Here is a 12,262-nt window from a genome sequence, read left to right on the forward strand (position 1 = left end):
TTAGGGATGTGGTAGAAATACCTTGTTTATTATACAAATGTAAAAGTTTGACATGAACTTTTATATTAGGTAGAATAAAAAAGTTAGGGATAACAGATTGTTAATAATAAGAAATGTGAGGAATTTACAATGAAAATAGGTTTTGGTTGTGATCATGCAGCAATTGATTTAAAAAATGAATTAGTTGAATATATGAAAGAAAAAGGATATGAATGTGTAGATTATGGAACAGGTTATGATGAAAACGGTGAAATAATCAAATGTGATTATCCTGCAAAGGGTGAAGAAGTAGGTCGTGCAGTAGTAAACGGAGATGTTGATTATGGTGTACTTATGTGCGGAACAGGAATTGGTATTTCTATAGCAGCTAATAAGGTTCCTGGTGTTATTGCGGCAGTTTGCAGCGAACCATATTCTGCAAAGCTTACAAAACAGCATAACAACGCCAACATCATTGCATTTGGTGCAAGAGTTGTAGGTGTTGAACTTGCAAAGATGATTCTTGATGAATTCTTTGGAGCTGAATTTGAAGGTGGAAGACATCAGAGAAGAGTCGATATGATTAGAGAAATCGAAAAAAGATAACAAGTTTAGGTGAAAGAATATAATTTTCTAATTATAAAAGGAAAGCTAAAATAGTTTGATGGCAGACTATTGGTTAGTAGAATGATATAAATGAAAAAACATAGGATAAATAATGATAACAATAAAGGAAGTTAAAACCAGAAAAGATTTAAGAACTTTTGCTGGTTTCAATGAAAAAATGTATAGAGATGTGCCACAGGCAATGCCTGATTTGCTTTCAGACGAAATGGCGAATTTTAATCCTAAGAAAAATCCGGCATTTGAGTATGCTGAATCAAGACAGTGGTTGGCATATAAAGATGGAGAGTGTGTAGGAAGAATCGGTGCCATAATCAGTCATAAGGCAAATGCAAAATGGGATAGAAAAAGAATAAGATTTACAAGAGTGGATTTTATTGACGACTACGAAGTTTCAGAAGCTTTATTTAAGACTGTTGAAAATTGGGGCAGGGAAAAGGGACTTAAAGCAGCTCATGGACCAATGGGATTTTGCGATTTGGACCAGGAAGGAATGCTTATTGAAGGCTTTGAATATGATGGTATATTCATAACGATTAATAATGCACCTTATTATAAGGAACATATGGAACGCCTTGGGTATGTAAAATCTGTGGATTGGATTGAAAACAGAATAGATATACCGGATGAAATACCACCTATTTTTGACAAAATGTGTGAGAGAGTTTTAAAAGACAATAAACTCAAAATTGTAAAAGTTAAGAACAGATTGCAGCTAAGAAAATACATAAAATATATATTTGATGTTGTAAATGATACTGCAAAGATACTATATGGTGAAGTGGATTTATCTGAGGCACAGATTAAAAAGTATGTTCATCAGTTCATATTAGTGGTTAATGTTAGATTTATTTCATTACTTGTAAATGAAAAAGATGAGATGGTTGCTATTGGAGTAACTGTTCCTTCAATGGGCAAGGCTTCAAAAAAATCTCATGGAAGATTGTTCCCTTTTGGATGGGCAAGACTGCTTTATGCACCATATTCTAAACCTGACACATTGGAACTTTATTTAGTTGGTGTAAGAGATCAGTATAAGAAGAAAGGCTTACCGTTAGTTTTAATTACGGAAATTCTAAAAGCAGCCATTGAAGATGGAATGAAATATGCTGAGACAGGACCAATGCTTGAAGATAATATTAAGGTTCAGTCTATGTGGAAAAGATTTAATAAGATTCAGCATAGAAGACGTAGATGCTGGATAAAAGAAATATAAAAAAGTGGGCTGTGGATGTGCTCTGACATGAAGATAGGAGTACGAAAAGGAAACAGTTGATAGCTAACAGGTGCTTTGTTATTTACAAAGCATCTTATTTTTTATATAATCACTTTAGTAATTTAAAGCGTAACGGTTTAAAGTTTAACGCTTTAAAGACTAGGGATATATTTTAATAATTTTAATGGAGGGAACATTATGACAGTAGTATTATGTTCAATTATGCTAGTTGTATTTTTTGCTGTAATGATCTTTGTAGGTTTTTACACCAGAAAACATGCAACAGACGTTACAGGATTTGTTCTGGGAGGCCGTTCAGTAGGCCCTTGGCTTACTGCCTTTGCTTTTGGAACATCTTATTTTTCTGCAGTTATCTTCGTAGGATATGCAGGACAGTTTGGATGGAATTTCGGACTTGCATCAACTTGGGCAGGTTTAGGAAATGCATTCATTGGTTCTTTACTTGCATGGAATGTGTTAGGTAGAAGAACAAGGGTTATGACACAGCACGTTGATGCAAAGACTATGCCGGACTTTTTTGGAAAAAGATTTAATTCAACACCTTTAAAAGTTGCTGCATCAGTTATTGTATTTATTTTCTTAATTCCGTACACAGCATCACTTTACAATGGACTTTCAAGTTTATTTGGTTTAGTGTTTGACATTCCATATTGGGTAGTTATTGCGGTAATGGCAGTGCTTACAGGATTCTATGTAATTTTTGGTGGTTACATGGCAACAGCTATTAATGATTTTATTCAGGGAATCATTATGTTATTTGGAATTTGTGCTATTATTGGTGCGGTTTTAATGGACAACGGTGGTCTTTTACAGGCAACAAAGAGCCTTGCAAAAGTTACAGGAGATGCAGGTTGGGAAGGCGCTTACACAGCATTTTTAGGACCTGATCCTTTAGCATTATTATTTGTGGTTATTTTAACATCACTTGGTACTTGGGGACTTCCACAGATGGTTGGAAAATTCTATGCTATTAAAAGTGAAAAAGACATACATAAGGGAACAGTTATTTCAACAGTATTTGCAATTATTGTAGCAGGAGGCTGTTATTTCTTAGGTGGATTCGGCAGATTATATAGCGATAAAATTGCAATTAATGAGGCAACAGGTAAGCCTTTATTTGACACAATAATTCCAACAATGTTATCAACACTTCCTGCAATAGTGGTTGCAGTAGTAATTGTTTTGGTTTTATCAGCTTCAATGTCAACACTTTCATCATTAGTTTTAACTTCAAGTTCAACATTTACATTAGATGTAATTAAGCCGGCATCAAAGAAGGAAATGTCAGATAAGAAACAGGTAACAATAATGCGTTTATTTATTGTTTTCTTTATACTTGTTTCAGCAATAATTGCCATTTTCAAGGATGCACATCCTGAAGTAACATTTATAGCACAGATGATGGGTGTTTCATGGGGAGCTTTAGCGGGAGCATTCCTTGCACCATTTTTATATGGACTATACTGGAAGGGCGTTACAAAAGCAGCGACAATTGTATGTTTCATCTGGGGTTGCGGAATTGCTGTTGTACAGCTTGTAATTACACTTGCGGGAATTGATACAACAGGTTGGGGAACAGTTCTTTCATACTTATTTAAGTCTTCAATCAACTCAGGTGTAGTTGCCATGGTTGGTGGCTTGATTATTGTACCGATTATTAGTTTATTTACAAAGAAACAGGACCAGAAAGAGTTAGACGATTTATTTGAATGTTATGAAGAAAAAACAGAAGCAGTAGCAAAGGAACATTTAAAATAAAGGCTTCTGGAGTGTAAAATGTAGAACACTCTAAGGGCAAATAAAATTGCTACTCAAATATAAAATTTAATAGACAAATCAGAAAATAGATGTCCGATAATGAACAAAAACAAGAGGAAATGTTCATTACAGGACATCTTTTTTTCATGTTGTTTAGCTTTGCCAAATTCTATTGACCACTAATTTTTAGGTGGCTATACTGTAGGCGTTCTAAGACAAAAGAAAATATTTGTCGTAAAAATAAAATGTTGGAGTATAGAAAAGACAAATAGTTTATTAAAAAAAGAATGAGTAAAAATGAGTAAAGTAGAGAAAGCTTAAATAAATCGTAACAGGGAAGGAGTACAAAAAATGTTAATAACATTTTCTGTAAGGATAATATGTTTGGAAAAATAATTGGAACAGGTTCATATATTCCTGAAAATATAGTTACAAACAATGATTTAACAAAAATTGTTGAAACAAGTGACAGTTGGATTGAGGAAAGAACCGGCGTTAAGCAAAGACACCTTATGAAAAATGAAACTACTGCTACTATGGCAACTGAGGCAGCAAAAAGAGCAGTGGAAAATGCAGGAATTAAGCCAGAAGAAATTGATGTTATTGTGGTTTCTACAGTATCTTCCAATTTGATTCTTCCAAATACAGCCTGCTTTGTTCAGGAACAAATTGGAGCCATAAATGCTTTTTGTTTTGACATTAACACAGCCTGTACCGGTTTTATGATGGCATACAATACTGTCCAAAGTTATATTAATTCAGGTTTAGTGAAGACAGCGTTAATTATTGGAGCAGAGGGCTTGTCAAGAATTGTTGATTGGAGTGACAGAGGAACCTGTATTCTTTTTGGAGACGGGGCAGGAGCTGCAATTGTTAAGGCAAGCGAGGCTGCAGTTTTTGAAACTGTTATGAAATCTGATGGTAGAAAAGGTTCAGCACTTACATGTTATAACGGGTTTGCAGCAAGACCAAGAAAAATTTTTACAGAAGAAAAACAGGAAATTTCAGATATATATGAAAAAATGAATGGTCAGGAAAATTCAGATACATATAAAAAAATAGATGGTCAGGAAAGCTTAGACACTTTTGTAAAGATGGATGGTCAGGAAATTTTTAGATTTGCCGTAAAAGAAGTTCCAAAATGTATTAATGAATTAATGGAAAAAATGAATATAACAAGTGACGATGTGGATATGTTTGTTTTGCATCAGGCAAATTTAAGAATTTGTCAGGGGATTGCCAAGCGTTTGAAAATCAGTATGGATAAGGTGCCAACAAATGTTTCAGAATATGGCAATACATCATCTGCCTGCATACCAATATTGCTGGATGAGTTGTTTAAGGCAGGCAAACTGAAAAAAGGCGACAGAATTATAATGTCAGGTTTTGGTGCAGGAGTAACCCTTGCTGCAACATATTTGGAAATTTGTTAATGGCAGTTGTAACTAAAACCGTAAAATATTTTTTATTAGTTATTAACCGGTACAGCCGGATTATATAAAATTGCTTTTGAAAATAAAAAATTATATGGAACTTAAAATAGTAGTTTTTTATAAACAGGTTTTCAATAAGCAAAAAAAAAGCCAATTATAAAAGAATAAGGAGATTAAAAAATGTTTGAAGAAATTAAGGAAATTATTGTTGAAGAATTAGGAGTAGATGAAGACAAGGTTGTGGAAACAGCAACATTTAATGAAGATTTAGGAGCTGACTCATTAGATTTATTTGAACTTGTAATGGCATTTGAAGATAAGTTTGACGTAAAGATTCCTGAAGAAGATTTAGAAAAAATCAAGACAGTTGGAGATGTTGTGAAATATATTCAGGACAATAAATAATAGAAAAGCGTAGGAAATTTCGTTATGAAAACAGAGATAACAGAATTACTAAATATTGAATATCCCATAATTCAGGGTGGTATGGCATGGGTGGCTGACTATCATTTAGCAGCTGCCGTTTCCAATGCCGGCGGACTTGGGCTGATTGGTTCAGGTGGAGCACCTGCATCCTGGGTAAAAGACCAAATTAGGGAAGTAAAAAAATTAACTGATAAACCTTTTGGGGTAAACATTATGTTAATGAACCCGGAGGCAGATGAAATCGCAAAAGTAATTGTAGAAGAAAAAGTACCTGTTGTTACTACAGGAGCAGGAAATCCAGCAAAGTACATTAAAGAATGGAAAGAAGCTGGAGTGAAAGTAATTCCTGTAGTTGCAAGTTGTGCCTTGGCAAAAATGATGGAACGCTGTGGAGCCGATGCAGTAGTTGCAGAGGGAACAGAGGCAGGAGGACATATTGGGGAGATTACAACAATGTCTTTGGTGCCACAGGTTGTTGATGCAGTGAATATACCTGTCATTGCAGCAGGCGGGATCGCTGATGGAAGAGGTTTTGCTGCGGCACTGATGTTGGGAGCTAAGGCAGTTCAAATGGGAACTCATTTTGTTGCCACAAAAGAATGTAACGTTCACGAAAATTATAAGGAAAAAATAATAAAGGCAAAAGACATTGACTCAAAGGTAACAGGTCGCTCAACAGGACATCCTGTACGTGTACTTAGAAATCAAATGAGCAATGAGTACATAAAAAAAGAGCAGGAAGGTGCCACATTGGAAGAGTTAGAACTTTTAACTTTAGGTGGTTTAAGAAAAGCTGTTGTTGAGGGCAACGTAAAAGAAGGAAGTCTAATGGCGGGGCAAATTGCCGGTTTGGTAAAAAAACAATATACCTGCAAGGAACTTATCGAAAAAGTTGTAACCGAAGGACAACAGGTAATAGAAAATAGATTGGCAGAGTTTTAAAGCTGGAATTTTGACGTGAGATTTTAAAAGTAAAATTTAGTATTCATATCTAAAAATCAGTGGAGAAAAATTAGAGTTGTATTTAAAATTTTTGGAGGAGCATATGAGTAAAATCGCATTTGTATATCCGGGACAGGGTGTGCAGACAGTAGGCATGGCACAGGACTTTTATGAAAACAGTGTTTTGTCAAAAGAAGTATTTGACAAGGCAGATCAGGTACTTGATTTTGATATAAAGAAAATCTGTTTTCAGGAAAATCAGGAAATAAATGATACAGAGTACACACAGGCGGCTTTGGTTACTACATATCTTGCAATAACAAAAGAAGTAGAAAGCAGGGGAATTAAACCTGACGTTGCAGCAGGGCTAAGCCTTGGAGAATATGCGGCAATTGCAGTAAGCGGTGGCTTTTCTTACGAAGATGCCATAAAAACGGTAAGACAACGAGGAATTCTTATGAACAGGGCTGTGCCAAAAGGTGAAGGTACAATGGCAGCAATTCTTGGAATGACAGCTGAGCAAATAGATAACATTGTAAACAAGATGGAAAACGTGTCAGTGGCAAATTACAACTGCCCGGGACAAATTGTAATAACCGGAAAAAAAGATGCCGTTGAAAAAGCAATGGAATCATTGAAAGAAGCCGGAGCCAGAAGAACAGTAGAATTAAACGTAAGTGGGCCTTTCCACTCACAATTCCTAAAAGAAGCCGGAAAAAAACTAGGAGAGCAACTTGAAAAAGTACAATTCACACCATTAACAATACCATACGTTACAAACGTAACAGCACAATATGTGGAAGATGTTAATGAAACAAAAGAATTGTTAATAAAACAGGTCTACTCACCGGTTCGATGGGAAGAAAGTGTAAGAAACATGATAGAAAAAGGCGTAGACACATTTATTGAAATAGGTCCCGGAAAAACAATCGCAGGCTTCTTACGCAAAATAGACAGAAATGTAAAATGTATAAACATAAGTCAATATGAAGACTTAAAAAAACTAAATCAAAATTAGAAATTAATAAGATAATTTAACTCTTTTTTAGAAAAGTAAAAAATATTAAAGAATAAAATCAAGATAATCAAAAATATAGCTTTTCTTCTTTCTGCTTTGCAGATATACATTCACGAAAGCACGTTACACTTAGGATACTGCACGTACAAGCCTTCCCAGTACGTTGCACATAGGTAATAAACATTCTAAGAAAGTGCTCTGAAGCCGTGGGTTCACAAAGGCAGCGAAGTCGGCTTTGTAGAACCGCTACGAGCTGAAGGCAGCGGGAGCGTGCTTTCGTGAATGCATATTGCCTATGTGCATGGGAAAGAGAGTGTAGATTTTGATTATCTGGAACAGAGGTTTTATATGGAAAATAAAGTAGCAATTGTAACAGGAGCTTCAAGAGGCATAGGAGCTGCCATTGCAAAAAAACTAGCTTCACTTGGTGCCACAGTAATTGTAAACTACGCAGGCTCCAGAGAAAAAGCAGAAACAGTAGTAAAAGAAATTGAAAATGCAGGTGGCAAGGCAACAGCCATGCAGTGCGACATTTCAGATTTTAATAAATGCAGTGAATTTACTAATGAAATAAAAGACAGATTTGGTTCCATTGATATTTTAGTAAACAATGCAGGTATTACAAGAGATGGTTTGTGTATGGCGATGAAAGAAGAAGACTTCGACGCTGTAATTAATACTAATTTAAAAGGAACATTTAACTGCATTAAATTTGCTTCAAGAATAATGATGAAACAAAGACATGGAAAAATCATTAACATGACTTCAGTTTCAGGAGTTGCAGGTAATGCCGGGCAGGTTAATTATTCAGCGGCGAAAGCAGGAGTAATTGGAATTACAAAATCAATGGCAAGAGAATTGTCATCAAGAAATATTAATGTAAATGCAATTGCACCGGGATTTATTGAAACAGACATGACTGCAAAATTATCTGACAAGGTAAAAGAGCAGGCAGTTTCACAAATTCCCCTTAACAGATTTGGAAGGCCTGAGGAAGTTGCCGAGTTGGTGGCATTTTTAGCAGGTGAAAAAAGTAATTATATAACAGGACAGGTATTTCACATTGATGGTGGAATGGTAATGTAGCGAGGTGTCATATGAGAAGAGTTGTAGTAACAGGTATGGGTGCAATAACACCAATTGGAAATAGTGTAGATGAATTTTGGCAGGGAATTAAAGCAGGAAAAGTTGGAATTGACGAAATTACCAAATTCGACACAACAGATTATTCTGTAAAATTAGCAGCAGAAGTTAAAGACTTTGTGGCAAAAGAAAGAATGGAATTTAAGGCGGCAAAGAGAATGTCACCATTTTCACAGTATGCTGTGTGTGCAGCAAAGGAGGCACTTGAACAGTCAGGGCTTGATTTGGCAAAAGAAGACCCTTACAAAGTGGGAGTAAGTGTTGGCTCAGGTGTTGGTGGCATGAAGGATATGGAAGAAGAAAACAAAAAGCTTCTGGAAAAAGGACCTGGCAGAGTTAAACCATTACTTGTGCCAATGATGATTACAAACATGGCAGCAGGTAACGTGGCAATCGCCTTTGGAGCAAAAGGAAAATGTATTAATGTGGTAACTGCCTGTGCAACAGGAACACATTCAATTGGCGAGGCGTACAGATCAATTCAGTGTGGCGAAGCCGACGTAATGATAGCAGGGGGAACAGAAAGTTCAATTACACCTTTAGGGGTTGCAGGTTTTACAAGTCTTACAGCATTAACAAAAACAACTGACAAAACACAGGCATCAATTCCATTTGATAAGAAACGTAGTGGTTTTGTAATGGGAGAAGGTGCAGGAATAGTTGTTCTTGAAGAACTGGAACATGCCTTAGACAGAGGTGCAAATATTTTGGCGGAAGTGGTAGGTTACGGAGCAACCTGTGATGCTTACCATATTACATCACCTGCTGAAGATGGAAGTGGAGCAGCAAAAGCAATGGAACTTGCCATAAAAGAAGCAGGGGCAAAGCCGGAAGACGTTGATTACATTAACGCTCATGGAACAAGTACACATCACAATGATTTATTTGAAACAAGAGCCATTAAACTTGCACTTAAAGAGGCAGCAAAGAATGTAAAAGTAAATTCAACTAAATCAATGATTGGACATTTGCTAGGTGCCGCAGGTGGTGTTGAATTTATTACATGTGTAAAGAGTATTAACGAAGGTTATATACATGAGACAGTTGGTTTAACAGAGCCGGATGAGGAGTTAGACCTTGATTATGTAATGGGACAGGGCGTTGAAACAAATGTTGATTTTGCACTTAGTAACTCATTAGGTTTTGGTGGACATAACGCAACTTTAGCTGTAAGAAAATATAGCAAGTAAAGGGGAAAAAATGGACATTAAGGATATTAAAATTTTAATAAATGAAGTATCAAATTCTAATTTATACGAATTTAGATATGAAGAAAATGGAGTAAAATTACAACTTTCAAAAGGCACAATTTATGACGAAAAGAAAACGGTTGCCATAACAGATGCAAAAACTACAGCTACTATTTCTCAGGAAAATGTTAATCCTGCTAACAATCGGGAAAATTTGGGAAGCAGTGAGAATAGCGGTAAGCAGTCTGAAATTGAAAAAGAAATAAAAGGAAACATTGTTACATCTCCGTTAGTTGGAACAGTTTATCTGGCACCGGCAGAAGATGAGCCACCTTTTGTTTCAGTGGGTGACAAAGTAAAAAAAGGACAAACACTGGCAATTGTTGAAGCTATGAAACTAATGAATGAAATTGAGTCAAAGTTCGATGGGGTGGTTAAAGAAGTGTTAGTTGACAATGAATCACCTGTGGAATTTGGTCAGGAAATGTTCGTTATAGAATAGAAGAAAAGTTGTAAAAAATTAGAAAGTAGGAAATAAATGTTAAACATAAAACAAATACAGGAAATTATACCTCACAGACATCCTTTTTTATTGATTGATTATATTGAAGATTATGAGCCTGGAGTTTATGCTGTTGGCTACAAATGCGTAACTTACAGGGAAGATTTTTTTAAGGGACATTTTCCGGGGATGCCTGTAATGCCTGGAGTTTTAACAGTAGAGGCATTGGCACAGGTTGGAGCAGTTGCAATTTTAAGTCAGGAAGAAAACAAAGGAAAAACAGCATTCTTTGGTGGAATTAACAAATGTCGCTTTAAAGGAAAAATAGTTCCCGGTGACAAGATTAAGCTTGAAACAAAAATAATCAGACAAAAAGGACCTATGGGAATTGGAGAGGCAAAAGCCTCCGTTAATGGAAAAGTGGTAGTGACAGCAGAACTTACATTTATGGTTGGTTAAAAATTAATAAAAAGACCTATTGCAGTTGAAAAACAGTGACAGGATTTAATGCCAGTTTAAAGCAATATAGAATGTGGGCGGCAAAGAAACCGGCAGTTTTGATGTGGATAGGAAGATTAATTTAATAAAACAGATAATTGGAAATTAGAGGTGATTTTGGTGATACGAAAAATGTTAATTGCAAACAGAGGTGAAATTGCAGTAAGAATTATAAGAGTTTGTAGGGAAATGGGGATAGAAACTGTTGCAGTATATTCTGTTGCAGACAAGGAAGCATTACACACCCAGTTAGCAGATGAAGCTGTTTGCATAGGTGAAACAAAGTCCAGCGAAAGTTACCTGAACATGGAAAGCATTATTAGTGCTGCCATTACAACAGGCGCAGATGCAATTCATCCGGGTTTTGGCTTTTTATCAGAAAATCCAACTTTTGCAAAATTATGTGAAACATGTAACATCACATACGTTGGACCAAATCATACAGTTATTGAAAATTTAGGAAACAAAGTACAGGCGAGAACAACCATGATAGAAGCTAATGTTCCGGTAATTCCCGGAAATGATAGTGGAATTGTAGAGGTTGAAAAGGGAAAGCAGGTAGCTGAGAAGGTTGGCTATCCCATTATGATTAAGGCAGCGTCAGGTGGTGGTGGAAAAGGTATGAGAGTGGCTTTTACACCGTCGGAATTCGATAGTGCTTTTAAGGCTGCACAAAAAGAAAGTGAAATGGCATTTGGAGACAACACCATGTACATTGAACATTTTGTGGAACATCCACGTCATATTGAATTCCAGATCTTAGCAGACAAATATGGAAATGTAGTGCATTTAGGGGAACGTGATTGTTCTCTTCAGAGAAATCATCAGAAAATTATTGAGGAGGCACCGTCTAGCGCCTTGTCAGAAGAATTAAGAAAAGAAATGGGCGAGACGGCAGTAAGAGCCGCAAAAGCAGCAGGTTATGAAAATGCCGGCACAATTGAATTTTTGTTAGAGAAAACAGGTAAATATTATTTTATGGAAATGAATACAAGAATTCAGGTGGAGCATCCAATAACAGAAAACATAACAGGTATAGATATTGTAAAAGAGCAAATTAAAATTGCTCAGGGAGAGAAACTTCCTTTTACACAAAATGAAATTGAAATTAAAGGCCATTCAATAGAGTGCAGAATTAATGCGGAAAATCCAGAGGAGAATTTTAGACCAAGTCCCGGAAAAATTACAGAAATGCATTTTCCAGGTGGAAATGGCGTACGTGTTGATTCAGCTATTTTTACAGGGTACGAAGTTACACCTTACTATGATTCAATGTTAGCAAAACTTATAGTTTATGGTGACAACAGACAGGAAGCAATTAACAAAATGCGAAGTGCCCTTGGAGAAGTGGTAATTGAAGGCATTGATACAAATATAGATTACGAATACGAAATAATAAATAATGAAAAATTTATTTCGGGGGATTTTGACGTAGATTTTATTGAGCAGTTTAATAAGCAGAGGAGAGCTGTAAGTTGAGACTAAAAACAAGAATAAAAAAACAAAGAAGTG

12 protein-coding genes are annotated in these 12,262 nt (G+C 35.9%); all 12 read left to right on the forward strand.

All coding sequences use genetic code 11. The annotated features are described in order from the left end of the window. Positions 1 to 129 precede the first annotated feature (129 nt). The 12 genes from rpiB (at position 130) to DW006_RS05390 (ending at position 12,229) form a co-directional block, all read left to right on the forward strand. Entirely contained in the window at positions 130 to 585 is a 456-nt protein-coding gene (gene rpiB / locus DW006_RS05335) for a ribose 5-phosphate isomerase B (protein WP_117999369.1), read from the forward strand. Positions 586 to 697: 112 nt separating this feature from the next. After that, positions 698 to 1,819 (forward strand): N-acetyltransferase, encoded by a 1,122-nt coding sequence (locus DW006_RS05340; RefSeq protein ID WP_117999370.1) that lies wholly within the window; start codon positions 698 to 700, stop codon positions 1,817 to 1,819. Between the two features lie 198 nt (positions 1,820 to 2,017). Next, positions 2,018 to 3,598 carry a sodium:solute symporter gene (locus DW006_RS05345; protein ID WP_199521886.1) on the forward strand — a complete coding sequence of 527 codons (1,581 nt, stop codon included), beginning with the start codon at positions 2,018 to 2,020 and terminating at the stop codon, positions 3,596 to 3,598. A gap of 380 nt (positions 3,599 to 3,978) precedes the next feature. Continuing rightward, the gene (locus tag DW006_RS05350) at positions 3,979 to 5,031 is read left to right on the forward strand and encodes a beta-ketoacyl-ACP synthase III (RefSeq protein ID WP_117999372.1); all 1,053 of its coding nucleotides are present in this window, start codon (positions 3,979 to 3,981) and stop codon (positions 5,029 to 5,031) included. Positions 5,032 to 5,211: 180 nt separating this feature from the next. Continuing rightward, complete coding sequence (locus DW006_RS05355; RefSeq protein ID WP_022165175.1) at positions 5,212 to 5,436, forward strand: acyl carrier protein; 225 nt, start codon at positions 5,212 to 5,214, stop codon at positions 5,434 to 5,436. Between the two features lie 24 nt (positions 5,437 to 5,460). Beyond that, entirely contained in the window at positions 5,461 to 6,399 is a 939-nt protein-coding gene (fabK, locus tag DW006_RS05360; protein WP_117999373.1) for an enoyl-[acyl-carrier-protein] reductase FabK, read from the forward strand. Positions 6,400 to 6,502: 103 nt separating this feature from the next. Continuing rightward, the gene (fabD, locus tag DW006_RS05365; RefSeq protein WP_117999374.1) at positions 6,503 to 7,417 is read left to right on the forward strand and encodes an ACP S-malonyltransferase; all 915 of its coding nucleotides are present in this window, start codon (positions 6,503 to 6,505) and stop codon (positions 7,415 to 7,417) included. Positions 7,418 to 7,765: 348 nt separating this feature from the next. After that, entirely contained in the window at positions 7,766 to 8,503 is a 738-nt protein-coding gene (gene fabG / locus DW006_RS05370) for a 3-oxoacyl-[acyl-carrier-protein] reductase (protein WP_117999433.1), read from the forward strand. An 11-nt stretch (positions 8,504 to 8,514) separates the two neighbouring features. After that, positions 8,515 to 9,750: a beta-ketoacyl-ACP synthase II gene (gene fabF, locus DW006_RS05375; RefSeq protein ID WP_117999375.1), complete on the forward strand. Its 1,236-nt coding sequence runs from the start codon at positions 8,515 to 8,517 to the stop codon at positions 9,748 to 9,750. Between the two features lie 10 nt (positions 9,751 to 9,760). Continuing rightward, the gene (gene accB, locus DW006_RS05380) at positions 9,761 to 10,252 is read left to right on the forward strand and encodes an acetyl-CoA carboxylase biotin carboxyl carrier protein (RefSeq protein ID WP_117999376.1); all 492 of its coding nucleotides are present in this window, start codon (positions 9,761 to 9,763) and stop codon (positions 10,250 to 10,252) included. A gap of 36 nt (positions 10,253 to 10,288) precedes the next feature. Further along, positions 10,289 to 10,711, forward strand: a complete 423-nt coding sequence (gene fabZ / locus DW006_RS05385) for a 3-hydroxyacyl-ACP dehydratase FabZ (RefSeq protein ID WP_022165168.1) — start codon at positions 10,289 to 10,291, stop codon at positions 10,709 to 10,711. Positions 10,712 to 10,870: 159 nt separating this feature from the next. After that, positions 10,871 to 12,229, forward strand: coding sequence for an acetyl-CoA carboxylase biotin carboxylase subunit (locus tag DW006_RS05390; RefSeq protein WP_117999377.1), 1,359 nt, complete (start codon positions 10,871 to 10,873; stop codon positions 12,227 to 12,229). The last annotated feature ends 33 nt before the right edge of the window (positions 12,230 to 12,262 follow it).

Source organism: Eubacterium sp. AF36-5BH, from assembly GCF_003460505.1.
Taxonomy (GTDB): domain Bacteria; phylum Bacillota; class Clostridia; order Lachnospirales; family Lachnospiraceae; genus Eubacterium_G.